Origin of the sequence: Klebsiella sp. S69 (assembly GCF_016516145.1) — a bacterium.
GTDB lineage: Bacteria > Pseudomonadota > Gammaproteobacteria > Enterobacterales > Enterobacteriaceae > Klebsiella > Klebsiella oxytoca.
The window spans coordinates 1-24,916 of the sequence record NZ_JACVUU010000026.1 but is presented as its reverse complement, the minus strand read 5'-3'; the positions used below and the strand labels follow the sequence as shown (position 1 = coordinate 24,916).

Below are 24,916 nucleotides of genomic sequence, written 5' to 3'. Positions count from 1 at the left end.
TTCAGGCCGGGCGGTTAGTCCGGCCTGCCGATCGCTGCGCTGCGAAAACTTCTTTAGCGGCAAACAGGCCATTCAGGGCCGCCGGGAATCCGGCATAGACCGCCATTTGCATGATAACTTCCGTCATCTCTTCTTGCGTCAGACCGACATTTAATCCGGCGGCGATATGCACTTTTAGCTGCGGCGCGGCGTTGCCGAGAGCCGTAAGCGCCGCGATGGTCGCGATTTCCCGGCTGCGTAAATCGAGCCCTGGCCTGGCATAAATATCGCCGAAGGGAAACTCAATCAGATAGCGGGCGAAATCGGGGGCAATATCCTTCAGGCTATTGACGACGGCATCACCCCCCTTGCCATCCACGCGCTGTAGCATTTCTTGTCCGATAGTAAAACGTTCGCTGGTCATCGCTTTTTCCTCAGTGTGATTGTGCATAGCGATGAAGGTTAGGGAAGTTTACCGGGCTTGAGTAATACCCTTTTCGTGATACCTTTTCAGTATGACAAATTCACGTTTACAGAATCTGGATATTCGCCTGCTGCGCTACTTCGCCGTTGTTGCGGAGGAAAACAACATCAGCCGGGCGGCGCAGCGGCTATTTATTTCGCAGCCGCCGCTGAGCCGTCATATCCGCCATCTCGAGGCGCAGCTGGGGCTGACGTTATTTTTGCGCCATACCAAAGGCCTGATTCTTACCGAAGAGGGAAGGCGAGTGCTGGACATGGTCCGGCCGCTGCTGGCGCTTCAGGAACGCACTCTGGCAGCGCTGAGCCAGCTCTCGGCACACTCGCAGCAGCCTCTTCGTCTGGGCCTGACGACCGCTTTTGAACAAGGAGTTTTCGCCGCCGCAGAAGCTGCTTTGGGCGAACATAACCGCGCTTTGCATATTACCCGTCAGCCCTCGCCGGCGCTGGCTCAGCGGGTGCGCAAGGGTACACTTGATGCGGCGCTGATCGCCCTGCCGCTGAATACCGATGGCCTTCACCTGCGCGCTTTATCGTATTATGAACCGCTCATCGCGGCCCTACCGGCAGCCTGGCCAGAGGCCGGTCAGGCGGATCTGGCGTTAAGCGCGCTCAATCACCGGCCGCTGTTTTGGTTTAAACGCGAGCGTAATCCCGATTTTTTTGACTATACGCGGCGCATTTTTGACCGGGCTGGCTATACGCCCGCCTACGTGGAGGAGCCCGCCGAGCACGATGTTCTGCTGGCGCGGATTGCGCGTGGGGAAGGGATGATTTTACTGCCGGCATCCTTTTCTGCTATTCAGCGTCAGGGTGTGGTTTTCTGTCCTCTTCAGGATGCCAGTCAGCAGCTTCCGCTCAGGCTGGGCGTGGTCACGATGCCGACAAATAAGATGTTGTTGGAAGAGTTGACCGCAGTACTTGAAAAATCATTGCCTTAGTACAGAGGAGATGAATTAATTTCATCCAGGCTGAATATTCCTCACTGTTTACGCTGATTTTTCTATTGACGCCAGTGTCCTTTTCCGTCATTTTTACATCTGGACGTCTAAACGTATAGAAGTTCGCGATACAACAAACAATAAAATGCGATTGATGAGGTAAGGTATGAGCTTTTTTCACGCCAATCAGCGGGAAGCCCTGAATCAGAGCCTGGCGGAAGTACAGGGCCAGATTAACGTCTCCTTTGAATTCTTTCCGCCGCGCACCAGTGAAATGGAGCAAACCCTCTGGAAATCCATCGATCGCCTCAGCATCCTGAAGCCGAAGTTTGTCTCCGTAACCTACGGCGCCAACTCCGGTGAACGTGACCGTACCCATAGCATTATCAAAGGTATTAAGGAGCGTACCGGACTTGAGGCCGCGCCGCATCTGACCTGTATCGACGCCAGCCGTGATGAGCTGCGTACCATTGCCAAAGATTACTGGGATAGCGGGATCCGCCATATTGTTGCGCTGCGCGGCGACTTGCCGCCGGGCAGCGGAAAGCCGGATATGTATGCCGCTGACCTGGTGACTCTGCTGAAAGAGGTCGGGGATTTTGATATTTCCGTCGCGGCTTATCCGGAGGTTCATCCCGAAGCTAAAAGCGCGCAGGCAGACTTGCTCAACCTGAAGCGTAAAGTCGAAGCCGGAGCAAACCGCGCGATTACCCAGTTCTTCTTCGATGTGGAAAGCTACCTGCGTTTCCGCGACCGCTGCGTCTCCGCGGGCATCGATGTCGAAATCATTCCGGGTATTCTGCCGGTCTCTAACTTTAAGCAGGCGAAAAAATTTGCCGACATGACCAACGTGCGTATCCCGACGTGGATGGCGAAAATGTTTGAAGGTCTGGACAATGACCCCGAAACCCGCCAGCTGGTAGGGGCGAATATCGCAATGGATATGGTGAAGATTTTAAGTCGTGAAGGGGTGAAAGATTTCCACTTCTATACCCTGAACCGCGCGGAAATGAGCTACGCGATTTGCCACACGCTGGGCGTGCGTCCGGCGTAAACAAGATTCAGTTTCCTCCCCTTATCTTCCTTCTTTTCTCTGCGGTGCCGAAAACGCATTCGACGCCGCTGCTTTTGGTTTATCGTCCCGCCAGCAAAGCGAGTATAGTGCCCGCAAAATATTCATGATGGTTGGATGATGATTATGGCAGGGAAAAATAGCCCGTTGGCCTTCGGCGGCCTGATTGTGCTGACGCTTATCTGGAGCTACAGCTGGATTGCGATGAAGCAGGTGACGCTCTATATCGGCGCGTTCGATTTTACCGCGCTGCGCTGTATTTTGGGGGCGGCTTTGCTGTTTATCGTTTTGCTGCTGCGCGGTCGCGGAATGCGGCCCACGCCATTTGGCTACACACTGGCGATTGCCCTGCTGCAGACCTGCGGGATGGTTGGGCTTGCCCAGTGGGCGCTGGTCAGCGGCGGGGCCGGGAAGGTTGCGGTTCTAAGCTATACCATGCCGTTTTGGGTGGTCATGATGGCGGCGCTATTTTTAGGCGAACGCATGCGGCGGCTGCAGTATGCCGCGATAGGCGTGGCGGCGCTGGGTTTATTGCTGGTGCTGCAGCCGTGGCAGCTCGATTTTTCGTCGATGAAAAGCGCCCTGCTGGCAATCCTCTCTGGCATAAGCTGGGGGGCCAGCGCGATTGTGGTTAAGCGGATGTATGCCCGCTATCCGCGCGTGGATTTACTGGCCTTGACCAGCTGGCAAATGCTGTATGGCGCGCTGGTGATGAGCGCCGTCGCCTGGCTGGTGCCGCAGCGCAGCATTGACTGGCAGCCTGGGGTTTTTTGGGCGTTGGGATATAGCGCGATTCTGGCCACGGCGCTGGCCTGGTGCCTCTGGTTATTTGTGTTACGTAATTTGCCCGCCAGCGTCGCGGGGCTGAGCACCCTGGCGGTCCCGGTCTGCGGAGTCCTGTTTTCATGGTGGCTCTTAGGGGAAAACCCGGGTCCGGTTGAAGGCGCCGGTATTGTGCTGATTGTCCTCGCGCTGACCCTAATCAGCCTCAAGAAGCGTGACGCTCGGGGGCAGGACGCATAAGTATTATCAACGCAAAACGCTCAATTACCCCTATGCGGACGCCGGGCCATCAGAAGCGATTTCAGCCAGCAGTAGCTGTACGTTTTGCCTGTCCATCAGAGAGAGAATATCGGCGGAAAGACCGGACTGGCAAACGGCGAAGTCAAGGTCTGCCAGACGACCGTAACCCGCAAGAAACGTTTGGCCAAATTTCGTTTTGTCCGCCAGCAGGATTTTCTGTCTTCCGGCCCGCATCAGCGTTTGCTTGACGTGCGCGCCGGCCATGGTTGCTACCGTCAGCTCGCCCTCGTCGTTGATTCCCTGAGTGCCAAGGAAGACCTTGTCGGCATGGATGTTATGAAAGAAGTCGGCGGTACTGAAAGAAATCATTCCCTGAGCCTCCTCGTCATATTCGCCAGGCGCTACGATCAATTTAATATTTTTACGCCCTTTCAGCAGATTAACGACCGGGAAGGAATTGGTTATCACCATGATTCTTTTATCTAAAATAAACTGAGCGAGCGCCAGCGGCGTGGCGCCGCAGTCGATAATAAGGGTATCGCCATCTTCAATCAGTTCGGCGGCTTTCTGGCCTATGAGATGCTTATCATCATCCATTTGAATCGAGTTCAGCAGAAAGCTGTGACCGGCGCTGGCGCCGCTGGTCAAATAGGCTCCGCCGTAGGTCGTTTTAACAATACCTTGTTTTTCAAAGAAGGAGAGGTCGCGACGGATGGTCATTTTAGTGACAGCGAACTTTGCGGCGAGCTCATTGACGACGACTTTTTTGTCCTGCTGCAGAATAGCGTAAATGCTCATTCTTCGATCTGATGACTGCATATCTACGACTCACCCAAAGGAAAATCGCACTATAAAATACATCGTTTTGGCGGGCAATGGCGGGTGAAAAGAAGATACCCGCCTGCTGGCGGGTATGTCGGGAGGGGTTATTCCCACTCTTGCAGGAAGCGTTGACCGTACTGGTCGGCAACCAGAAGCGCGGCATAAACCTGATCCGGCGTTGCGCCGCCGGGCATATTATGGATGGTTTCGCCTTCTGCGCAGGCGGCTTCCGCTACGGTACGCATTTTGCCTGGGATATCGGCTTTAATATCCAGCTGCGCCAGGGTGATAGGCAGCCCGACGCTATGGCACAGCGCCGCTACGGTTTCGATCTCTTCTACCGGCGCGTTTTCCAGTACCAGCTGCGTGAGCGTACCGAAAGCTACTTTTTCACCATGATAGTAGTGGTGAGCATCCGGGATCGCGGTCAGGCCGTTGTGGATAGCGTGCGCAGCCGCCAGGCCGCCGCTTTCAAAGCCGACGCCGCTCAGGTAGGTGTTGGCTTCAATCACCCGCTCCAGCGCTGGCGTCACAACGTGCTGCTCTGCCGCCAGCATCGCTTTTTCACCTTCTTCAATCAGCGTGTTGTAGCACAGTTCAGCCAGCGCCAGCGCTGCCTGAGTACATTTGCCGCCCGCCATAGTGGTGGCGCCGCTGCGGGAGCAGGCACGCGCTTCAAACCAGGTCGCCAGCGCGTCGCCGATACCGGCCGCCAGCAGGCGCGCCGGGGCGCCGGCAACGATTTGCGTATCGACAATGACCATGTTCGGGTTGCGCGGCAGCATCAGGTAGCTATCAAACTCGCCGTCATCGGTATAGATGACAGAGAGCGCGCTGCAGGGGGCATCGGTGGAGGCAATCGTCGGGGCAATCACCACCGGCAGATTCATAAAGTGTGCTAATGCTTTTGCGGTATCCAGCGTCTTGCCGCCGCCGATACCCAGCACGGCTGTGCAGCGGGCGGAACCGGCAATATCACGCAAGCGGTTGATTTCATTGTGTGAGCATTCGCCGCCAAACGGCGCGATTTCGCCAACCAGATCGGCATCCGCCAGGCTTTTACGCAGTTTTTCTTCGGCAAAACCGAGTACAAATTTATCGCCAACGATGAGCCAGCGCTCAGCCAGCGGTTTGAGGTATCCGCCAAGGCGAGAAATTGCGTCCGCGCCCTGAATGTACTTACCGGGTGATTGAATAATGCGATCCATTTCTATTCCTCCTGGATGACCGGGATGCCGCCTCCTGGGGCGGTCCGCCGATCGGGTTACAGGTTCAGAGTTCCAAAAGCGTTATTCCAGTCCTGCTCAAACTTCTCAATGGCTGACTCTACCGCAGGGGTGCCGAGCATTTGTTGCGCTACATCTAACGGCAGGGTAATAGCTTCGCAACCGGCTAACAGGCAATCCAGCGCCTGGCGCGGCGTCTTAAAGCTGGCGGCCAGCACTTTGCTTTCCGGCGCATGCAGCTCCAGCAGAGATTGCAGCTCCTGGACCATGCGGATGCCGTCGCCGCCCTGGGCGTCGACGCGGTTTACATAAGGTGCAACGTATTTTGCCCCGGCCAGCGCAGCCAGCAGGCCCTGAGATGCGCTATAGACCGCCGTACCAAGCGTGGGGATACCTTCTTTTTTCAACAGTTTGATCGCAGCGAGGCCTTCGGCAGTCACCGGAATTTTTACCACGATACCGGGAACGGCGTTGCTCAGGCGCTTGGCTTCTTCCACCATGCCCTGCGCGTCGCGGCTCATGGTCTGGGCGAACAAAATACCTTCCGGGCCGACGGCTTTTTGCAGGCGCGGCAGAACATCCCAAACCGGCGTTTTGCCTGCGGCGATAATGCTCGGGTTAGTGGTCACGCCTGCCAGCGGGTAAATACGGGCCAGGCGTTCAACTTCTGCTACGTTTGCGGTGTCCAGATAGAGTTCCATATTGCTTTCCTCAGTGCTTAATTCGTGGTGTCGTTGAGGTAAGAATACGGCTTTCACTCGAAGGGTCGCCAGATGACAAATTTGCCAAAAACTGGATAAATGTACGCATTACGACTAAGGGTGATTTAGATCACATTTATCTCGAGAGCAGGATCAACAGTGGGATAAAACTACGTACAAAAGTCAGGTTTAACACACAAAAATCTAGTTTTCCGGCGAAGCGGTTTTTTCCGTCAACTGGCTATGATACTGACGGCGATACTCTGACGGCGAGCGTTCGGTGTTTTTGCGGAACAGGCGGCAGAAGTAGTTGCTGTCGGCAAAACCGCAGGCATGAGCGATATCTTTCACTTTCATATCGTGGCCTTTTAACAGCATTCTGGCCTGTTCCAGGCGAATATGATTCAGGTATTCGTTAAACCCCATTGGCCCGCATTTCTGGAACAGATGGGAAAGATAGTTAGGCGAGAGATAAAACGCTTGCGCCACCGACTCCCGGGTTAACGGGTCGGCAAAGTGGGCATCAATATGCTTACGAATCGCTTCAAACAGCGCCTGGCTGCGCGATGACGTTTGCACCTGACTGCCCAGCAGATCGGCGCAGTGGCTGAGCAGGCTGGTGACGATACAGCGGGCCGTGTGCTGTTCCTGCGGCTGCATCTGCATTTCATTTAGCGCCTGCAGAAGAAAAGAGCCGACCCGGGGGCCGCGGCGCGGAACCTGCTGTTTATCCAGCACGCTAAGCGCGCCGCCGTCCCAGCGGCGCAGGGCGAATTCCAGCTGTTGTTTACCAAACAGGATGGTTAACAGCGTGGAGGGCACCAGCCATTGAGGAGCGTTCCATCCACCAGCCGGAATATAGAGCACATCGTGCGGCATGAGCCGGGCGCAATCGGCTTTAATCGCCGGATCCTGAAGCTGACCCTCAAGCATGATTTCGAGGCGCGGAAAATCGACGCATAGCGCTTTTTCAGAAGCCGGTCTGGACTCTGTGGAAAAATGGACTTTGCCGATTACCGCCTGACCTTTAATAAAAGAATCAATAACCTGATTGATGCCGTTATCCATTATCGCTCCGCAAAACATGCTTTATCTGCATCATACCGAACATCGTGGAAAAGGCAGAATACCAGAGGGTGGCATAAGATACTCCATCGAAGCAGGATTATTCTTCGGCTCTGTCTGTTTTTATATTTTTGCAATCATGTGCTTACAAGTTATTTCTGCGTACGGCGGATTGCTTCTGGCGGCATCACATATCAGGATTTTTCATTACTTAACATGGGAGTGAGCGAGGGGAATATCTTGTCGACAATCAGCTTACGGAAAGAGAGCTGGCTTAACCAGGATGTTAGTCCAGTCTCTTTTCTTTATTGCCTGGTCAGTGACTGATTGAGGCCAGATTGTACTTCCATAAGCTCATTTTTGGCTTCTTGTAGCTTCTTCTCTTTTTTTCTGATTTTTTCTGGATCGCCTGAAGCCTGGGCGTGGCGTAGTTCTTCCATGCGCTCGCGGACCTTACTCTCCTTGTCTGCAACCTTCTCTTGCCACTCAGAAGTAAGTTTACCGTCTGTGCAGTAGCGTTGTACTTTTGTCAGCGCGCTTTCCAGCCCCCTGATTCTATGTATATTTCCGTAAGCTTTGGCATACTCCAGCTGTTTTTGAATTTGATATTCTTTTTCCGCACAACCAGACCATTTATCGGATGCAGTGGCTGCGGCAGAAACAAAAGGGCTAAGTAATATAAAACAGGTAAGTGATTTAATTATAAACTTCATGATAAGTCCTTTATCAATTTAAACAGTAAGGGCGAGAGTTTGTAGTTATTTAATATTGAATGTTATTTGAGAAAAGAGACCCGGTCAATAACCATTGACCAGGATTTCTCTTATAATTATATGATGTAAGGTTAATTGTTAACTTTGTGATTTATAATCAAAAATATGAAATACAACAATCCCGTTGAGTTGCGTGTGAGTACCTCGCTGGTAAAATATAAAGTAAAAGGTGCGCGGACATTCAGATGATGGTTTTTTAATAAATCACTCACTTTATTTTTTTAGAAATATTGATATCTATGAGGTTTATTTGTTTGTCGATGTTTTGCCCTTTTGCAAGAAAATGCACAACCACTATTGATGGATAAATCAGGCCATAGGTTTTTTCATGATATCTGCTGTTTTTTTATCTGGCCACTGAAAACCCATCTGCTAAAACAGATCTCAGGGATTATTTTCTGACCAAAGCGGCTGCTTTTCGGCGCAATGGGTATCCCGAAAAGGGGAAGTCAGGGTATGAAAGTGTGTTGCATAATATTAATGTTATGTTATACCGTAACATATTATTGCTAACCTAAACTCAGGAGAGAGTGATGACCCGAAAGATTTCCGCGCTTATGCTTGGTATGAGCCTGGTCCTGGCGAGCAGCCAGGCTGTTGCCCACGGCCACCATAGTCATGGCCCGGCGCTGACCGAAGCAGAGCAAAAGGCGAGTGAAGGCATTTTTGCCGACCAGGATGTAAAGGACAGGGCGCTGAGCGACTGGGACGGTATCTGGCAGTCGGTAAATCCCTATCTGCTGAACGGCGATTTAGATGCCGTGCTGGAGCAGAAGGCCAAAAAAGCCGGTAAAAGCGTGGCGGAATATCGGGAATACTATAAGAAGGGCTATGCCACCGATGTGGACCAGATTGGTATCGAAGATAACGTCATGGAGTTTCACATTGGAAAAACCGTGAATACCTGTAAGTACGCCTATTCCGGTTACAAAATCCTGACCTACGCATCCGGTAAAAAAGGCGTGCGCTACCTCTTTGAATGCCAGCAGGCGGATTCAAAAGCGCCAAAGTTCGTCCAGTTTAGCGATCACACCATTGCGCCGCGCAAATCCCAACATTTCCATATCTTTATGGGCAATGAGTCGCAGGAAGCGCTGCTGAAAGAGATGGATAACTGGCCGACCTACTACCCTTACGCGCTGCATAAAGAGCAGATTGTCGACGAAATGCTGCATCACTAAAAAAAAGCCCCGGTAAACGCGATGCTTACCGGGGCTGAGGTTTTTACCCGGCTCGCGCTACGCACGCTTAGCCGGGCTACAGGTTTCTCAAGGCGAACTAGCCGGTGTTACGCATACCAGCCGCAACGCCTGCGATGGTGACCATCAGCGCTTGTTCAACGCGCGGATCCGGTTTTTCACCTTTCTCTTCCGCCAGGCGTGAACGATGCAGCAGTTCGGCCTGAAGTACGTTCAGCGGGTCGGTATAGATATTACGCAGCTGGATGGACTCCGCGATCCACGGCAGGTCGGCCATCAGGTGGGAATCGTTGGCGATGGCCAGCACCACGTTGATGTCAGCAGACAGCAGTTCGCGCAGCTCTTCGCCCAGCTTCCACAGTTCGGGTTTCACCAGACGCTGATCGTAATATTCCGCCAGCCACAGATCGGCTTTTGAATAGACCATCTCCAGCATGCCGAGACGAGTAGAGAAGAACGGCCAGTCGCGGCACATGCTCTCCAGCTCGCTCTGCTTGCCGCCTTCGACGACTTTTTGCAGCGCAGCGCCGGCACCCAGCCAGGCTGGCAGCATCAGGCGGTTTTGCGTCCATGCGAAGATCCACGGAATGGCGCGCAGCGACTCGACGCCGCCGGTCGGGCGACGTTTGGCCGGGCGCGAGCCCAGCGGCAGTTTACCCAGCTCCTGCTCCGGCGTAGCGGAACGGAAGTAAGGAACGAAATCTTTATTTTCACGCACGTAGCCGCGGTACATCTCGCAGGAGACGTCGGACAGCTCGGCCATGATGTCGCGCCATTGCGCTTTTGGCTCTGGCGGCGGCAGCAGGTTGGCTTCCAGAATCGCGCTGGTGTAGAGCGACAGGCTGCTGATGGTGACTTCCGGCAGACCGTATTTAAAGCGGATCATCTCGCCCTGTTCGGTGACGCGCAGGCCGCCTTTCAGGCTTCCCGGAGGCTGAGAGAGCAGGGCCGCGTGCGCCGGCGCGCCGCCGCGACCGATAGAACCACCGCGGCCGTGGAACAGCGTCAGCTCAATGCCGGCCTTTTCACAGGTTTTAATTAACGCGTCCTGCGCCTGGTACTGCGCCCAGGAGGCGGCCATTACGCCCGCATCTTTCGCCGAGTCGGAATAGCCGATCATGACCATCTGCTTGCCCTGGATAAAGCCGCGATACCAGTCGATATTCAGCAGTTGGGTCATAACGTCGTCGGCGTTATTCAGGTCGTCCAGGGTTTCGAACAGCGGAGCGACCGGCAGCGCAAAGCCGATACCGGCTTCTTTCAGCAGCAGATGTACTGCCAGGACGTCTGACGGCGTTTTGGCCATCGAAATCACATAGGCTGCAATAGAGCCGCGCGGCGCTTCGGAGATGACTTTGCAGGTCTCAAGCACTTCGCGGGTTTCTTCGCTCGGCTCCCACTGACGCGGCAGCAGAGGACGTTTGGAATTCAGTTCGCGGATCAGGAAGGCCTGTTTGTCAGCTTCTGACCAGCTTTCATAGTCGCCGATGCCGAGGTAGCGGGTCATCTCGCCCAGCGCTTCGGTGTGACGGGTGCTTTCCTGACGGATATCGATACGCACCAGCGGTACGCCAAAGGCTTTTACGCGGCGCAGGGTATCGAGCAGCTCGCCGTTGGCGATAATTCCCATACCGCAGGCCTGGAGCGACTGGTAACAGGCGTAGAGCGGTTCCCATAGCTGCTCGTTTTGCGTGATAAGGCCCGCCGGTTTCGGCAGCTTCTGCCCCTTCAGGCGCGCTTCCAGCCAGGCCTGCGTCTCCATCAGCTGCGTGCGCAGTTTTTTCATCAGGTAACGATAGGGTTCCTGCGCGCCTTCCGCGCCTGCCAGTTCACGAAGCTCGTCGGTACACTCGACCATTGACAGCTCGGAAATCAGCAGCTGCACGTCTTTCAGGAACAGATCGGTGGCTTTCCAGCGGCTGAGCAGCAGGACGTGGCGGGTAATGTCGGCGGTTACGTTCGGGTTGCCGTCGCGGTCACCGCCCATCCACGAGGTAAAGCGGACCGGGACAAAATCCACCGGCAGCCGATAGTTCAGGTTATCTTCCAGCTGCTCATTCAGCTCACGCAGGTAGTTTGGTACGCCTTCCCACAGGCTATTTTCGACAACCGCGAAGCCCCATTTGGCTTCATCCACCGGGGTAGGGCGATGCTTACGGATTTCATCGGTATGCCAGGACTGGGCAATCAGCTGGCGAAGACGGCGCATGACCTGGTGGCGCTCATAGTCAGCAATATCGTTATTATCGAGCAGCTTCAGGCAGTTGTTGATCTCGCCCATCTTGTGGATCAGCGTACGACGCGTGATTTCTGTCGGGTGCGCGGTCAGCACCAGTTCCAGCGACAGGGATTCAACGGCTTGTTTAATAATCGTTTCGTTGAGATTCGGTTGCTCTTTGAGCTTTCTCAGGGTGCGGGCAATCACTTCAGGATTACTGGCCGCTTCGCCTTTTGGCGAAATGCTGTGGTATTGCTCAGCGGTATTGGCCAGGTTCAGAAACTGGCTAAAGGCGCGCGCCACTGGCAGCAGCTCGTCGTTGGACAAGTTTTGCAGCGTGGTGAGCAGCTCCTGGCGGTTGGCTTCATTGCCAGCGCGAGAAGATTTGGACAACTTACGGATAGTTTCGACACGATCAAGAATGTTTTCTCCTAGCGCATCCTTGATGGTGTCGCCCAGCACCTTACCGAGCATACTGACATTACTACGCAAAGCGGAATATTGTTCGTTCATGTTACCCCAGACACCCCATCTCATTTTATTTTGTTATATCCGGCGCTCGAAAATTTGAGCAGTGGATAAGCAACCGTCTTTTATAAAGCCACGTAAAACCCCCCGCGTCAATTGTTGCGAAATCGCTTCAGCAAACGAATAAATAGCGGCAATTTGCGAAATTTAACTCAGAGGTCGCTTGATAAGTGTTGCTTATGAAAACGTGATAATTGTCACCCTCTCGTGCGGAAAAAAATCACCAGAGGGCGCGCGTTTTAATGCCAGCAGAAATGGTGGACCACCTGGGTAATGAGCTCGCGGGTTGGCTTAATAAAGCGCGTTTCCAGATACTCATCCGGCTGGTGGGCCTGGTTAATCGAGCCCGGGCCTAATACCAGCGTCGGACAGAGGGTCTGAATAAACGGCGCTTCGGTGCAGTAGTTGACCACGTCGGTCTGCGCGCCGAGCAGTTTTTCGATTACCTCAACCAGCTTATGGTCCGGTGGGCATTCGTAGCCAGGGATCGGCGGATGCAGTTCAGCAACGGTCAGGCGACCAGGCCAACGCTCACTCACCGGTGCCAGCGCCTCGTTCAGCAGCCCGTTAAGATCGTTGAGGGTCATTCCGGGCAGCGGGCGAATATCCATATGCAGTTCGCAACAGGCGCAAATGCGGTTGGAGGCATCGCCGCCGTGAATGGCCCCAAGGTTAAGTGTGGGATACGGGACGGTAAATGCGGCGTAGTGATAACGCTCTTTCAGGTCATCGCGCAGCTGCATGATGCGGCCGATGGCATCGTGCATTAGCTCAATGGCGTTGACGCCGCGTGCCGGGTCGCTGGAGTGGCCAGACTGCCCCTGAACGCGAACGGCAGTAGAGATATGGCCTTTGTGCGCGCGTACCGGCTGCAGCGAAGTCGGTTCGCCGATAATGGCGCAGTCCGGCCGCAGTTGGGTCGTTTCGGCGAAATAGCGCGCGCCGGCCATGCTGGTCTCTTCATCGGCCGTTGCCAGAATATAGAGCGGCTTTTTCAGTTTAGCCACATCGACGTCGCGCAGGGCATCGAGAATAAAGGCGAAGAAGCCTTTCATATCCGCAGTGCCCAGGCCGTATAGCTTATTGTCGTGCTCGGTCAGGGTAAAAGGATCGCGAGTCCAGCGGCCATCATCAAACGGGACGGTATCGGTGTGCCCGGCAAGCAGCAGGCCGCCTGCGCCGTGGCCGGTACTCGCCAGCAGGTTGAATTTATTACGCGTATCCGGCACCGGCTGAACTTCAACATTAAAGCCGATATCACGGAACCAGCCCGCCAGTAAATTGATTAAAGACTCATTGCTTTGATCCAGCGCCTCTTCGGTTGCGCTGATGGAAGGTGTGGCGATCAGCGCGCGGTAAATCTCGATAAAGGGCGGTAAATTGTTTTTCATTGTTGACACACCTCGGGTCGTGATAGTATCAATATTCATGCATTATTTGTGAATAAAAATACATTATCGTTGAGCGTAAGGAAACCCATCGAACGTAAGGATGATGCGCTTACGGCTCAACAGGGTGGGGAAGGCAACGGTCTTCCAGGGCAAATATACGTAAGCAAGAAGGTGAAGAGCCCCAATGTTGAACACGCTGATTGTGGGCGCCAGCGGTTATGCCGGCGCAGAGCTAGTGGCCTATGTAAATCGCCATCCTCATATGACCATAACCGCTTTGACGGTCTCCGCGCAAAGCAATGATGCGGGAAAATTAGTTTCCGATTTGCATCCGCAACTGAAAGGCATTGTCGATCTGCCGCTGCAGCCGATGTCTGATATCAGCGAGTTTAGCGCCGGAGTCGATGTCGTTTTTCTGGCTACCGCCCATGAAGTGAGCCACGATCTGGCGCCGCAGTTTCTCGCGGCGGGCTGCGTGGTGTTCGATCTCTCCGGGGCGTTCCGCGTGAATGACGGCGCCTTCTATGAAAAATATTATGGTTTCACTCATCAGCACCCTGAACTGCTTGAACAGGCGGTTTACGGCCTGGCCGAGTGGAGCGTCGAAAAGCTAAAAGAGGCAAATCTGATTGCCGTACCCGGCTGCTACCCGACGGCGGCTCAGCTATCGTTAAAACCGCTGATCGATGCGGGACTGCTGGATCTTAACCAGTGGCCGGTGATCAACGCGACCAGCGGGGTCAGCGGCGCCGGGCGTAAAGCCTCTCTCGGTAACAGCTTCTGCGAAGTCAGCCTGCAACCCTACGGCGTTTTCAATCACCGCCATCACCCGGAAATCTCCACCCACCTGGGCGCGGACGTTATTTTTACCCCGCATCTGGGCAATTTTAAGCGTGGGATTCTGGAAACCATTACCTGCCGTCTGAAGCCCGGCGTCAGTAAAGAACAGGTCGCGGCGGTGTTCCAGCAGGCCTATGCGGATAAACCGTTGGTACGTTTATACGATCGCGGGGTCCCTGCATTGAAAAATGTCGTGGGTCTGCCATTCTGTGATATCGGTTTTGCAGTCCAGGATGAACATATCATCGTGGTGGCGGCGGAAGATAACCTGCTGAAAGGTGCGGCCGCGCAGGCCGTACAGTGCGCTAATATTCGTTTCGGCTTCGCTGAGACGCAGTCTCTTATTTAAGGTGTGATGATGAATCCTTTAATTATCAAACTCGGCGGCGTCCTGCTGGACAGCGAAGAAGCGCTGGAGCGCCTGTTTACTGCCCTGGTGAACTACCGTGAATCACACCAGCGCCCGCTAATTATTGTGCACGGCGGCGGCTGCGTGGTGGATGAACTGATGAAGCAGCTCAATCTGCCGGTGAACAAGAAAAATGGTCTGCGGGTTACCCCGGCGGATCAGATCGACATTATTACCGGCGCGCTGGCGGGAACCGCCAATAAAACGCTGCTGGCGTGGGCGAAGAAACACGGCCTGGCTTCCGTTGGGCTATTCCTCGGCGATGGCGATAGCGTCAAAGTGACGCAGCTTGATGAAGAGCTTGGCCATGTCGGATTTGCTCAGCCGGGGTCTCCGGCGCTGATTAACACGCTGCTGGCGGGCGGTTATCTGCCGGTTGTCAGCTCCATCGGCGTTACCGATGACGGTAAGTTAATGAACGTCAACGCCGACCAGGCGGCGACCGCGCTGGCGGCAACGCTTGGCGCAGACCTGATTCTGCTGTCAGACGTGAGCGGCATTCTCGATGGCAAAGGTCAGCGTATTGCTGAAATGACCGCCGGGAAAGCTGAACAACTGATCGAGCAGGGCATTATCACCGACGGAATGATCGTCAAAGTGAATGCGGCTCTGGACGCGGCGCGGACATTAGGCCGCCCGGTCGATATCGCCTCCTGGCGGCACGCAGAGCAGCTCCCTGCACTGTTTAACGGTACGCCGATCGGCACGCGTATTCTGGCATAATCAATTTATCATTTTGTCGGCCCGGTAAGCGCAGCGCCGCCGGGCAATAAAATTCAAAGATATTAAGGAAGCATGTTATGGCACTTTGGGGTGGGCGTTTTACTCAGGCAGCGGATCAGCGGTTCAAACAGTTCAACGACTCTTTGCGCTTTGACTATCGCCTGGCGGAGCAGGATATCGTTGGCTCTGTTGCCTGGTCCAAAGCGCTGGTGACGGTGGGCGTACTGACCGCTGATGAACAGCAGAAGTTGGAAGAGGCGCTGAACATTCTGCTGGAAGAAGTACGGGCTAATCCGCAGCAGATCCTCGAAAGCGATGCGGAAGATATTCATAGCTGGGTAGAAGGTAAACTGATCGACAAGGTTGGCCAACTGGGCAAAAAGCTGCACACCGGGCGCAGCCGTAATGACCAGGTCGCAACGGACCTGAAGCTGTGGTGCAAAGATACCGTGGTGGAGCTGCTGTCGGCGAATCGTCAGCTGCAAAGCGCGCTGGTTGAGACGGCGGAGGCTAATCAGGACGCGGTCATGCCGGGCTATACTCACCTGCAGCGCGCGCAGCCGGTGACGTTCGCTCACTGGTGTCTGGCCTATGTCGAAATGCTGGCGCGTGATGAAAGCCGCCTGCAGGATGCGCTGAAGCGTCTGGACGTCAGCCCTCTGGGCTGCGGCGCGCTGGCGGGGACCGCCTATGAAATCGATCGCGAACAGCTTGCCGGCTGGCTGGGTTTCGCAACGGCGACCCGCAATAGCCTGGACAGCGTGTCCGATCGCGATCACGTCCTGGAACTGCTGTCCGATGCCTCAATCGGCATGGTCCACCTGTCGCGTTTTGCCGAAGATCTGATCTTCTTTAATACCGGCGAAGCGGGCTTTGTGGAGCTTTCTGACCGCGTGACGTCGGGTTCATCCCTGATGCCGCAGAAGAAAAACCCGGATGCGCTGGAGCTGATCCGCGGTAAATGCGGCCGCGTGCAGGGTGCCCTGACCGGCATGATGATGACCCTTAAAGGGCTGCCGCTGGCCTACAACAAAGATATGCAGGAAGATAAAGAAGGCCTGTTTGACGCGCTTGATACCTGGCTCGACTGCCTGCATATGGCGGCGCTGGTGCTTGACGGTATTCAGGTGAAACGCCCGCGCTGTGAAGAAGCCGCGCAGCAGGGATACGCGAATGCCACCGAGCTGGCGGACTATCTGGTAGCTAAAGGTGTACCGTTCCGTGAGGCGCACCATATTGTGGGTGAAGCGGTAGTAGAAGCCATTGCCCAGGGCAAACCGCTGGAAGATCTCCCTCTGGCCGATTTACAAAAATTTAGCGGCGTTATTGCTGATGACGTCTATCCGATTCTTTCGCTGCAGTCGTGTCTGGATAAGCGAGCGGCTAAAGGCGGCGTTTCTCCGCAGCAGGTTGCTCAGGCGATTGCCGACGCTAAATCGCGCCTGGTTTGAGCTATCTGTTCGCTGCCTGAAAGGCATTAAATAAAGGAAGCTCGGGTAACTCCGGGCTTTTTTATGCAAAAAAAAAGCGGACACAAGGTCCGCAAAAGTTCACGTTGGCTTTAGTTATCCGGGTAGAGAACTGATGAGGAAGCTCAATGATTTTCTGCAGTTTTCCTCATTTATGGGTTTATTATTGAACAGAAACCTTGATAGGGATAATCGTTCGTTGCTATTCTATCTATCGCCATGGACTATCGTGGCGATGGAGGATGAATAATGAATATTCGCGATCTTGAATATCTGGTAGCGCTAGCTGAACACCGCCACTTCCGCCGTGCGGCGGATTCTTGCCACGTCAGTCAACCTACGCTTAGCGGGCAGATCCGTAAGCTGGAGGATGAACTCGGCGTGATGTTGCTGGAGCGCACCAGCCGTAAGGTTCTGTTCACCCAAGCAGGGCTGCTGCTGGTGGATCAAGCGCGTACCGTGCTACGCGAAGTCAAAGTGCTTAAAGAAATGGCGAGCCAGCAGGGAGAGACCATGTCCGGGCCATTGCATATCGGACTGATCCCGACCATTGGCCCTTATCTGCTGCCGCTGATTATCCCCATGCTGCACCAGACCTTTCCGAAGCTGGAAATGTATCTGCATGAAGCGCAAACCCATCAGCTGCTGGCCCAGCTTGATAGCGGTAAGCTCGACTGCGCAATTCTGGCGCTGGTCAAAGAGAGCGAAGCTTTTATTGAGGTGCCGCTGTTTGATGAGCCAATGATGCTGGCTATCTATGAAGATCATCCGTGGGCAAACCGCGAGTGCGTGCCGATGTCGGATCTGGCCGGTGAAAAACTGCTGATGCTGGAAGATGGCCACTGCCTGCGCGATCAAGCGATGGGCTTTTGCTTTGAAGCCGGCGCCGATGAAGACACCCACTTCCGCGCGACCAGTCTCGAAACGCTGCGTAACATGGTGGCTGCCGGTAGCGGCATCACCCTCTTGCCCGCCTTAGCCGTGCCGCAGGAGAGAAAGCGCGATGGTGTGGTCTATGTGCCTTGCATTAAGCCGGAACCGAGACGTACCGTTGGGCTGGTTTATCGCCCGGGTTCTCCGCTGCGTAGCCGTTATGAACATCTGGCGGAGGCCATCCGCAGTAAAATGGATGGCCATTTCGACGCGGCGTTAAAACAGGCGGTTTAAGCCATTCAACGCGGCTACCCGATAGGCTTCCGCCATTGTCGGGTAGTTAAAGGTGGTGTTAACGAAGTACTCAATGGTGTTACCGCCGCCTTTCTGCTCCATTATCGCCTGGCCGATGTGAATAATTTCGGCCGCGCGCTCACCGAAACAATGAATGCCGAGGATCTCTTTCGTTTCGCGATGAAACAGGATCTTCAACGTACCGACGCTCATACCGACAATCTGCGCTCGCGCCAGGTGCTTGAACTGCGCGCGCCCGACCTCATAAGGCACCTTCATTGCCGTCAGCTGCTGCTCGGTTTTGCCGACCGAGCTGATTTCCGGAATGGTGTAAATCCCGGTAGGGATATCCTCAATCAGATGCGCAGATGCTTCGCCTTTCACCAGCGCCTGGGCCGCAATGCGCCCCTGATCGTACGCGGCGGAGGCCAGGCTCGGATAGCCAATCACATCGCCGACAGCATAGATGTGCGGCAGGGCGGTCTGGTACATGCTGTTGACCTTTAGCTGACCGCGGCTATCGGTCTGCAGACCGATATTTTCCAGCGCCAGAGAGTCGGTATTCCCGGTACGGCCGTTGGCGTAGAGCAGGCAGTCCGCCTTGAGCTTTTTGCCGGATTTCAGATGCATGATGACGCCGTCATCAACGCCTTCAATCTTTTCGTACTCTTCGTTGTGACGAATCACCACGCCGCTGTTCCAGAAGTGATAGGAGAGCGAATCAGACATCTCCTGATCGAGAAACGCCAGCAGACGATCGCGGGTGTTGATCAGATCCACTTTGACCTCCATCCCGCGGAAGATCGACGCATATTCGCAGCCGATCACCCCGGCGCCATAAATGATCACATGGCGCGGTTCGTGATGCAGGCTGAGGATCGAGTCGCTGTCATAAATGCGCGGATGATGAAAGTCGACGTCTGCCGGGTGATAGGGGCGTGAACCGCAGGCAATGACGAACTTTTCCGCCGTCACCGTCTCCACGGTACCGTCGTGGCATTCCAGCGCGATAGTGTGTTCATCGACAAAATGGGCGTTGCCCTGCAGGATTTCACAGTGGTTGCGCTCATAGAAACCCTGACGCATATGGGTTTGCTGGTTAATGACGCTGTCGGCATGGTTCAGGATGTCGGCGAAGGAAGAACGAAGAAGACGGGAATGGTCGCTGTAGAGGGGGTTTTGGTTAAACTCGATAATACGGCTGACGGCATGGCGGAGGGCTTTTGACGGGATGGTACCCCAGTGGGTACAACCGCCGCCGACGTTATGGTAGCGCTCGATGACGGCAACGCGTGCTCCCTGTTTCACCAGCCCCATGGCGGCACCTTCTCCGCCCGGACCGGAACCAATCACAATTGCATCATAATCCCAAGAGTGTGACATGGCATTACTCACCTGTTTTATACATAAAATAAACACGATGATAACATTCGCCGCGCTTTAACCCAATTATCGTTGTGCTTTTTTGCGGCATAAAAGCAGAAACAGCTCGTAAACAATCATTCACAATCCAGTGTAAACCGATTAGTTCTAATCTCTGGTATAGTGCCGGAAGGGCTTATGGAAGGATTCAGACAACGTGATGGGCGTAAGAGCGCAACAAAAAGAAAAAACCCGGCGTTCGCTGGTGGAAGCAGCATTTAGCCAGCTAAGTGCTGAACGAAGTTTTGCCAGCTTGAGCCTGCGCGAAGTGGCGCGGGAAGCCGGGATCGCCCCAACGTCCTTCTATCGCCATTTCCGCGATGTCGATGAGCTGGGTTTGACCATGGTGGATGAAAGCGGGCTGATGCTGCGTCAGCTGATGCGTCAGGCGCGGCAGCGTATCGCCAAAGGGGGTAGCGTCATTCGTACCTCTGTTTCCACCTTTATGGAATTCATCGGTAACAACCCGAATGCCTTCCGTCTGCTGCTGCGTGAACGCTCCGGTACATCCGCGGCGTTTCGTGCCGCCGTGGCGCGTGAAATTCAGCATTTCATCGCGGAACTTGCCGACTATTTAGAAATCGAAAACCATATGCCGCGCGCCTTTACCGAAGCGCAGGCTGAAGCTATGGTCACCATCGTATTTAGCGCCGGCGCCGAGGCCCTGGATGTAGGTCCGGAGCAGCGTCGGCAGCTGGAAGAGCGCCTGGTGCTGCAGCTCAGAATGATCTCGAAAGGCGCGTATTATTGGTATCGCCGTGAACAAGAAAAAATTTCAAATCATTCCGAATAACGTGAAGGACGAGCAATGAAACACTCAGTACAAGATAGAGGCACGCTGCTGCTGGCGCTGATCGCAGGTTTATCCATTAATGGAACCTTCGCTGCGCTATTCAGTTCAATTGTCCCTTTTTCCATTTTCCCTGTTTTGTCGCTGGTGCTGACGGTTTACTGTCTGCATCAGCGCTATCAAAATCGTAGTATGCCCGTGGGTCTGCCGGGGCTTGCCGCCGCCTGTTTTATTCTCGGCGTGCTGGTTTATAGCACCGTTGTGCGCGCGGAATATCCGGACATCGGCTCTAACTTCTTCCCGGCGGTTCTGTCGGTGATTATGGTGTTCTGGATTGGCTACAAAGTGCGCAACCGCAAGAGCGCGATCGCTGAATAAACTATCGCCCGGCAACAGCGCTGTTGCCGGGTTTCCTGCCGCAGCTTTACTTCTTCGTTAACAGTACGCCGCATTCCATATGGTGGGTATACGGGAACTGGTCGAACAGCGCCAGGCGCGTGACCTCGTGGGTATCACTGAGCGTTTCCAGGTTCTGGCATAGGGTCTCCGGATTGCAGGAGATATACAGAATACGCGGATACGCCTGCACCATTTTCTCCGTTTCGCTATCCAGCCCGCTGCGCGGCGGATCGACGAAAATCGTCTCGCACTGATAGCTCTTCAGATCGATGCCCTGCAGGCGATTAAACTCCCGCACGCCATTCATCGCTTGAGTAAACTCTTCCGCCGACATGCGGATAATCTGCACATTATCAATGTGGTTCGCGGCAATGTTGTATTGCGCTGCTGCGACGGATGGTTTAGCAATCTCTGTTGCCAGCACGCGATCGAAATTACGCGCCAGCGCCAGCGAAAAGTTGCCGTTGCCGCAATACAGCTCAAGCAGGTCGCCGGTTGCGCCTTTCGTGGTATCAATAGCCCACTCCAGCATCTGGATGTTCATCGCTGCGTTCGGCTGGGTGAAGCTATTCTCTACCTGGCGATAGACCATTTCACGCCCGCCAACCGGTAAGCGTTCATCAATATGATCCTGATCCAGCTCGATTTTCGTCTTCGTTGCGCGGCCAATCAGATGCACATTCAGGTTTTGCGCCCGCAGCGCATCGCGCAAACGCTCCGCCTGCTGGCGCCACTCGTCGTCGAGCTTTTTATGATACAGCAGCGATATCACCGCCTGGTTGCTTAGGGTGGTCAGATAATCCACCTGAAACAGTTTATGGCGCAGTACCGGGTTATCGCGTACGCCGGCAATCACGGCAGTCATCAATTGATTAATGAGTTCACTGGCGGCCGGGAAGGTATCGACGCGAATACGGGATTTGGTCTGCTGATCAAACATAATGTGGTACAGGTCATCGCCATCGTGCCACAGGCGGAACTCTGCGCGCATGCGATAGTGGCTGACCGGCGAACGAAACACTTCCGGAACCGGGGCGCTGAAAGGCGCCATCATTTTCTGCAAACGGACGACTTTCTCTGCCAGCTGCGCTTCATATTGTTCGGTAGGAAGGTGTTCGGGGGTCATGATGTATCCTGAATAAAATAAGTACGCGGGGATTGTAGGGAAAGCGCTGGGGATGTCCAGCCCTGATGATATCAGGAAATATCACCGTAGAAGTCTGGACATCTATATGTTTCTAATTATAGCATCGTGTTACCGGTCCTATGAGTTAATAGGGAATCCAGTGCAAATCTGGAGCTGACGCGCAGCGGTAAGGAAAAGTGGGATGAGCGCATAGTGCAGACACTGCGGTTATTTAGCGGGAAGTCCTCATCCATTAAACACCCCAAGCCCGAAGACCTGCCGGAATACGTCGCATTTGGTTTCTATCATCGCGTGCTATTGATAGAGCCGGCGGCATCCTTTGCATATTACGGATGCTTTTAAAATGATTAAAAAAGCTTCGCTGATGACGGCGCTCTCCGTCACGGCTTTTTCCGGCTGGGCGCAGGACAGCAATTCAGATACGTTAGTGGTGACAGCAAATCGTTTTCAACAACCGGTCAATACCGTACTGGCTCCTACCGACGTCGTCACGCATGAGGATATTCAGCGCTGGCAGTCAAAAGATCTCAATGATGTTATGCGTCGTTTGCCGGGCGTGGATATCGCGCAAAATGGCGGGATGGGTAACAGCTCTTCACTTTATGTGCGTGGGACAGAAGGCCGTCATGTTCTGGTGCTGATTGATGGTGTGCCGATGGCGCGTGCGGGGATCTCCAACGGTATCGATTTGGGGCAGATCCCGGTGTCGCTGGTGCAACGCGTGGAATATATTCGTGGGCCGCGCTCCGCAGTGTATGGTTCAGGTGCGATTGGCGGCGTGGTTAACATTATCACGATGACCGACCAGGATCGTTCACAGATCAATGCGGGCATGGGTAGCAATGGCTATCAGACGTATGACGGCACGATAAACAAACGCTTTGGCGACACGGTAGTGACCGCAGCGGGCGCTTACCAGACTACCAAAGGCTTTAACATCCAGCCTGATTCCACCTATAGCGGCGACAGCGATCGCGATGGCTACCGCAATAAGCTGTTCTGGGGCGGTGTGCAGCACAAGTTTGATGATAACTTCTCGGGTTTCTTCCGTGGCTATGGCTACACTGCGAACAGCGATTACGATCAGGGCGGGTATGGTTATGCCGGCGGTAACGACGAAGCCCAGAACTACAATCAATCGTGGGATATCGGGCTGCGCTTTAACTCGGGTATTTACTCTTCTCAACTGATCGCAAACTATCAGCATCTTAAAAGCTACAACTACAGCAATGACCTGGGACGCTATGCCGGTGATGCGACGCTGGATAATATGGAACAGCGTTACATTCAATGGGGTAACAACGTTGAGGTGGGGCATGGCGCGGTAAGCGGCGGTGTTGACTGGAAACAGGAAAAGCTGACCTCAAGCAGTACCACGTTGTCGGATTCCTACAAGCGTGACACCACCGGGCTTTATCTGACTGGACAGCAGCAGCTCGATAGCGTGACCCTGGAAGCATCTGGCCGTGAAGATCACGATGAGCAGTTCGGCTGGCACGGTACCTGGCAGACGGCGGCGGGCTGGGAGTTTGTTGAAGGCTATCGGGCAACGCTTTCCTACGGCACCGGATTCCTTGCGCCATCGCTCGGCCAGCAATATGGCGCGACGCGTTTTGCCTCCTCTTACGGGCCAGGTATTGCTGCTAACCCGGATCTGAAACCGGAAGAGTCTAAACAATGGGAAGCGGGTATTGAGGGTTTGACGGGGCCGCTAGACTGGCGTCTGTCGGCGTACCATTATGAAATTCAAAACCTCATCGACTACAGCAATAATCAGTATATCAACGTCAAGTCTGCCATCATTAAAGGGCTGGAGTGGACCGGCAACCTCAGTACCGGCCCGGTGGACCATCATCTGACGCTTCAGTATGTTGACCCACGTGATGACCAAACGGATAAAGTTCTGTATCGCCGTGCTAAGCAGCAGGTGAAATACGAACTGACGGGACAGGTCTTCGATCTCGGCTGGAACGTGATGTATCAGTATATCGGACAGCGCTACGATAATGATTACGACAACAACCGTGATGTAAAACTTGGCGGCGTGAGCCTGTGGGATATCGGATTGTCATATCCAATCACCTCACACCTGACAGTTCGTGGTAAAATAGCTAACCTGTTCGATAAAGATTACGAGACAGTTTATGGCTACCAAACTGCAGGACGGGAATACACCTTGTCTGGCAGCTACACCTTCTGATCCACGTCCCACCGTGCTGGTGTTTGATTCCGGCGTCGGTGGGCTGTCGGTTTACAATGAGATTCGGCAGCTTTTGCCGAATCTGCATTATATCTACGCTTTCGACAACGTTGCTTTCCCCTACGGCGAGAAAAGCGAAGAGTTTATTGTTGAACGCGTTCTGGAGATTGTCACTGCGGTTCAGCAGCGTTACCCCCTGGCGCTGGCCGTCATTGCCTGTAATACCGCAAGTACCGTTTCCCTCCCCGCCTTGCGCGACAAATTTGCGTTTCCGGTTGTCGGCGTGGTTCCTGCGATAAAACCCGCGGCAAGATTAACGGCGAATGGCGTTGTTGGTCTGCTGGCGACGCGCGGGACGGTAAAACGTCCTTATACGCGCGAACTGATTGCTCGTTTTGCGAATGAATGCAAAATCGAAATGCTGGGATCGGCAGAGCTGGTTGAGCTGGCAGAAGCCAAGCTGCACGGCGAGCCGGTTCCGCTGGATGAGCTGCGACGTATTCTGCGTCCCTGGCTGCGAATGCAGGAGCCGCCTGATACGGTTGTGTTGGGCTGTACGCATTTCCCTCTATTACAAGAGGAGCTGCAGCAGGTTCTGCCGGAAGGGACAAGAATGATCGACTCCGGGGCGGCGATTGCGCGTCGAACCGCCTGGCTATTAGAGCATGAAGCGCCTGATGCAAAATCGGGTGATGCCAATATTGCGTACTGTATGGCGTTAACGGCTGAAACTGAACAGCTTTTGAGCGTTTTGCAGCGTTACGGCTTCGAATCGCTGGAAAAACTACCGCTTTCATAGCGTTTTGCACAAAAAAGAGACGGTTGAAAGATTTTTTGCAAACAGGGCTTGTCAACGTCTCAGAACTCCCTATAATGCGCCTCCACTGACACGGAACAACGGCTTACAGCCCGCCGGGTCAGCGGGATTCAGC

At 54.3% G+C, this 24,916-nt stretch carries 22 protein-coding genes and 1 riboswitch; of the genes, 12 read left to right on the top strand and 10 right to left on the bottom strand.

What is annotated here, in order from left to right:
• Nucleotide 1: 1 nt before the first annotated feature.
• Nucleotides 2-403, bottom strand: coding sequence for a carboxymuconolactone decarboxylase family protein (locus tag IAE27_RS22985; protein WP_004107552.1), 402 nt, complete (start codon nt 401-403; stop codon nt 2-4).
• Between the two features lie 91 nt (nt 404-494).
• Between IAE27_RS22985 and IAE27_RS22980 the strand changes: the two genes are divergently transcribed.
• The 3 genes from IAE27_RS22980 to IAE27_RS22970 all read left to right on the top strand — a co-directional run bounded on the left by IAE27_RS22980 (nt 495) and on the right by IAE27_RS22970 (nt 3,495).
• On the top strand, nt 495-1,400 hold the full coding sequence (locus tag IAE27_RS22980; protein WP_032729198.1) for a LysR family transcriptional regulator: 906 nt from the start codon (nt 495-497) through the stop codon (nt 1,398-1,400).
• Nucleotides 1,401-1,566: 166 nt separating this feature from the next.
• A complete protein-coding gene (gene metF / locus IAE27_RS22975; protein ID WP_017145150.1) occupies nt 1,567-2,454 on the top strand; it encodes a methylenetetrahydrofolate reductase in 888 nt (295 codons plus the stop codon).
• 144 nt (nt 2,455-2,598) lie between these two features.
• A complete protein-coding gene (locus IAE27_RS22970) occupies nt 2,599-3,495 on the top strand; it encodes a DMT family transporter (protein WP_004107555.1) in 897 nt (298 codons plus the stop codon).
• Between the two features lie 30 nt (nt 3,496-3,525).
• Here the strand turns inward: IAE27_RS22970 and IAE27_RS22965 are convergent, their stop codons facing one another.
• The 5 genes from IAE27_RS22965 to IAE27_RS22945 all read right to left on the bottom strand — a co-directional run bounded on the left by IAE27_RS22965 (nt 3,526) and on the right by IAE27_RS22945 (nt 8,022).
• Entirely contained in the window at nt 3,526-4,293 is a 768-nt protein-coding gene (locus tag IAE27_RS22965) for a DeoR/GlpR family DNA-binding transcription regulator (RefSeq protein WP_016809662.1), read from the bottom strand.
• A 128-nt stretch (nt 4,294-4,421) separates the two neighbouring features.
• Entirely contained in the window at nt 4,422-5,525 is a 1,104-nt protein-coding gene (gene gldA / locus IAE27_RS22960; RefSeq protein ID WP_004107557.1) for a bifunctional L-1,2-propanediol dehydrogenase/glycerol dehydrogenase, read from the bottom strand.
• 56 nt (nt 5,526-5,581) lie between these two features.
• Nucleotides 5,582-6,244 carry a fructose-6-phosphate aldolase gene (gene fsa / locus IAE27_RS22955; protein WP_004107558.1) on the bottom strand — a complete coding sequence of 221 codons (663 nt, stop codon included), beginning with the start codon at nt 6,242-6,244 and terminating at the stop codon, nt 5,582-5,584.
• Nucleotides 6,245-6,448: 204 nt separating this feature from the next.
• Nucleotides 6,449-7,312, bottom strand: coding sequence for a helix-turn-helix transcriptional regulator (locus IAE27_RS22950; protein WP_004107559.1), 864 nt, complete (start codon nt 7,310-7,312; stop codon nt 6,449-6,451).
• A 302-nt stretch (nt 7,313-7,614) separates the two neighbouring features.
• The gene (locus tag IAE27_RS22945; protein WP_064344082.1) at nt 7,615-8,022 is read right to left on the bottom strand and encodes a DUF1090 domain-containing protein; all 408 of its coding nucleotides are present in this window, start codon (nt 8,020-8,022) and stop codon (nt 7,615-7,617) included.
• A 593-nt stretch (nt 8,023-8,615) separates the two neighbouring features.
• Here IAE27_RS22945 and zinT point away from each other — a divergent pair.
• Nucleotides 8,616-9,263 carry a metal-binding protein ZinT gene (gene zinT, locus IAE27_RS22940; RefSeq protein ID WP_016809664.1) on the top strand — a complete coding sequence of 216 codons (648 nt, stop codon included), beginning with the start codon at nt 8,616-8,618 and terminating at the stop codon, nt 9,261-9,263.
• A gap of 97 nt (nt 9,264-9,360) precedes the next feature.
• Here the strand turns inward: zinT and ppc are convergent, their stop codons facing one another.
• Nucleotides 9,361-12,012: a phosphoenolpyruvate carboxylase gene (gene ppc / locus IAE27_RS22935; protein ID WP_004107564.1), complete on the bottom strand. Its 2,652-nt coding sequence runs from the start codon at nt 12,010-12,012 to the stop codon at nt 9,361-9,363.
• Nucleotides 12,013-12,266: 254 nt separating this feature from the next.
• Nucleotides 12,267-13,418 (bottom strand): acetylornithine deacetylase, encoded by a 1,152-nt coding sequence (gene argE / locus IAE27_RS22930; RefSeq protein ID WP_154022746.1) that lies wholly within the window; start codon nt 13,416-13,418, stop codon nt 12,267-12,269.
• A 184-nt stretch (nt 13,419-13,602) separates the two neighbouring features.
• Between argE and argC the strand changes: the two genes are divergently transcribed.
• From argC to oxyR, 4 genes are all read left to right on the top strand, one after another.
• Entirely contained in the window at nt 13,603-14,607 is a 1,005-nt protein-coding gene (gene argC, locus IAE27_RS22925; protein ID WP_004116918.1) for an N-acetyl-gamma-glutamyl-phosphate reductase, read from the top strand.
• A gap of 6 nt (nt 14,608-14,613) precedes the next feature.
• Nucleotides 14,614-15,390 carry an acetylglutamate kinase gene (gene argB / locus IAE27_RS22920; RefSeq protein ID WP_094298910.1) on the top strand — a complete coding sequence of 259 codons (777 nt, stop codon included), beginning with the start codon at nt 14,614-14,616 and terminating at the stop codon, nt 15,388-15,390.
• 77 nt (nt 15,391-15,467) lie between these two features.
• Nucleotides 15,468-16,841, top strand: coding sequence for an argininosuccinate lyase (argH, locus tag IAE27_RS22915; protein WP_004116920.1), 1,374 nt, complete (start codon nt 15,468-15,470; stop codon nt 16,839-16,841).
• A gap of 267 nt (nt 16,842-17,108) precedes the next feature.
• Complete coding sequence (gene oxyR, locus IAE27_RS22910; protein WP_004107578.1) at nt 17,109-18,026, top strand: DNA-binding transcriptional regulator OxyR; 918 nt, start codon at nt 17,109-17,111, stop codon at nt 18,024-18,026.
• Here oxyR and sthA read toward each other — a convergent pair.
• Complete coding sequence (gene sthA, locus IAE27_RS22905; RefSeq protein WP_004116922.1) at nt 18,009-19,409, bottom strand: Si-specific NAD(P)(+) transhydrogenase; 1,401 nt, start codon at nt 19,407-19,409, stop codon at nt 18,009-18,011. The genes oxyR and sthA overlap by 18 nt on opposite strands.
• Nucleotides 19,410-19,605: 196 nt before the next feature.
• Between sthA and fabR the strand changes: the two genes are divergently transcribed.
• Nucleotides 19,606-20,241, top strand: a complete 636-nt coding sequence (fabR, locus tag IAE27_RS22900) for an HTH-type transcriptional repressor FabR (protein WP_004107582.1) — start codon at nt 19,606-19,608, stop codon at nt 20,239-20,241.
• A gap of 15 nt (nt 20,242-20,256) precedes the next feature.
• Nucleotides 20,257-20,616, top strand: coding sequence for a YijD family membrane protein (locus IAE27_RS22895; RefSeq protein WP_004107583.1), 360 nt, complete (start codon nt 20,257-20,259; stop codon nt 20,614-20,616).
• Between the two features lie 46 nt (nt 20,617-20,662).
• Here IAE27_RS22895 and trmA read toward each other — a convergent pair whose 3' ends face one another.
• Nucleotides 20,663-21,763, bottom strand: coding sequence for a tRNA (uridine(54)-C5)-methyltransferase TrmA (trmA, locus tag IAE27_RS22890; RefSeq protein WP_154022747.1), 1,101 nt, complete (start codon nt 21,761-21,763; stop codon nt 20,663-20,665).
• A 116-nt stretch (nt 21,764-21,879) separates the two neighbouring features.
• Nucleotides 21,880-22,062, top strand: a riboswitch (cobalamin riboswitch).
• Nucleotides 22,063-22,127: 65 nt separating this feature from the next.
• On the opposite strand from trmA, the gene btuB reads away from it, so the two are divergent.
• Both btuB and murI read left to right on the top strand, forming a co-directional pair.
• A complete protein-coding gene (gene btuB / locus IAE27_RS22885) occupies nt 22,128-23,984 on the top strand; it encodes a TonB-dependent vitamin B12 receptor BtuB (RefSeq protein WP_154022748.1) in 1,857 nt (618 codons plus the stop codon).
• The gene (gene murI / locus IAE27_RS22880) at nt 23,929-24,783 is read left to right on the top strand and encodes a glutamate racemase (RefSeq protein ID WP_004107591.1); all 855 of its coding nucleotides are present in this window, start codon (nt 23,929-23,931) and stop codon (nt 24,781-24,783) included. The genes btuB and murI overlap by 56 nt, the downstream gene beginning before the upstream one ends.
• Nucleotides 24,784-24,916: the final 133 nt, after the last annotated feature.

Bases quoted from the DNA above. Each gene is read 5' to 3' on its own strand.
- metF (WP_017145150.1), top strand. From the start codon at position 1,567: ATGAGCTTTTTTCACGCCAATCAGCGGGAAGCCCTGAATCAGAGCCTG.
- fsa (WP_004107558.1), bottom strand. From the start codon at position 6,244: ATGGAACTCTATCTGGACACCGCAAACGTAGCAGAAGTTGAACGCCTG.
- sthA (WP_004116922.1), bottom strand. From the start codon at position 19,409: ATGTCACACTCTTGGGATTATGATGCAATTGTGATTGGTTCCGGTCCG.
- IAE27_RS22945 (WP_064344082.1), bottom strand. From the start codon at position 8,022: ATGAAGTTTATAATTAAATCACTTACCTGTTTTATATTACTTAGCCCT.
- murI (WP_004107591.1), top strand. From the start codon at position 23,929: ATGGCTACCAAACTGCAGGACGGGAATACACCTTGTCTGGCAGCTACA.
- argC (WP_004116918.1), top strand. From the start codon at position 13,603: ATGTTGAACACGCTGATTGTGGGCGCCAGCGGTTATGCCGGCGCAGAG.
- IAE27_RS22895 (WP_004107583.1), top strand. From the start codon at position 20,257: ATGAAACACTCAGTACAAGATAGAGGCACGCTGCTGCTGGCGCTGATC.
- IAE27_RS22980 (WP_032729198.1), top strand. From the start codon at position 495: ATGACAAATTCACGTTTACAGAATCTGGATATTCGCCTGCTGCGCTAC.
- zinT (WP_016809664.1), top strand. From the start codon at position 8,616: ATGACCCGAAAGATTTCCGCGCTTATGCTTGGTATGAGCCTGGTCCTG.
- trmA (WP_154022747.1), bottom strand. From the start codon at position 21,763: ATGACCCCCGAACACCTTCCTACCGAACAATATGAAGCGCAGCTGGCA.
- IAE27_RS22950 (WP_004107559.1), bottom strand. From the start codon at position 7,312: ATGGATAACGGCATCAATCAGGTTATTGATTCTTTTATTAAAGGTCAG.
- IAE27_RS22970 (WP_004107555.1), top strand. From the start codon at position 2,599: ATGGCAGGGAAAAATAGCCCGTTGGCCTTCGGCGGCCTGATTGTGCTG.
- gldA (WP_004107557.1), bottom strand. From the start codon at position 5,525: ATGGATCGCATTATTCAATCACCCGGTAAGTACATTCAGGGCGCGGAC.
- IAE27_RS22985 (WP_004107552.1), bottom strand. From the start codon at position 403: ATGACCAGCGAACGTTTTACTATCGGACAAGAAATGCTACAGCGCGTG.
- IAE27_RS22965 (WP_016809662.1), bottom strand. From the start codon at position 4,293: ATGAGCATTTACGCTATTCTGCAGCAGGACAAAAAAGTCGTCGTCAAT.
- argH (WP_004116920.1), top strand. From the start codon at position 15,468: ATGGCACTTTGGGGTGGGCGTTTTACTCAGGCAGCGGATCAGCGGTTC.
- argB (WP_094298910.1), top strand. From the start codon at position 14,614: ATGATGAATCCTTTAATTATCAAACTCGGCGGCGTCCTGCTGGACAGC.
- argE (WP_154022746.1), bottom strand. From the start codon at position 13,418: ATGAAAAACAATTTACCGCCCTTTATCGAGATTTACCGCGCGCTGATC.
- ppc (WP_004107564.1), bottom strand. From the start codon at position 12,012: ATGAACGAACAATATTCCGCTTTGCGTAGTAATGTCAGTATGCTCGGT.
- oxyR (WP_004107578.1), top strand. From the start codon at position 17,109: ATGAATATTCGCGATCTTGAATATCTGGTAGCGCTAGCTGAACACCGC.
- btuB (WP_154022748.1), top strand. From the start codon at position 22,128: ATGATTAAAAAAGCTTCGCTGATGACGGCGCTCTCCGTCACGGCTTTT.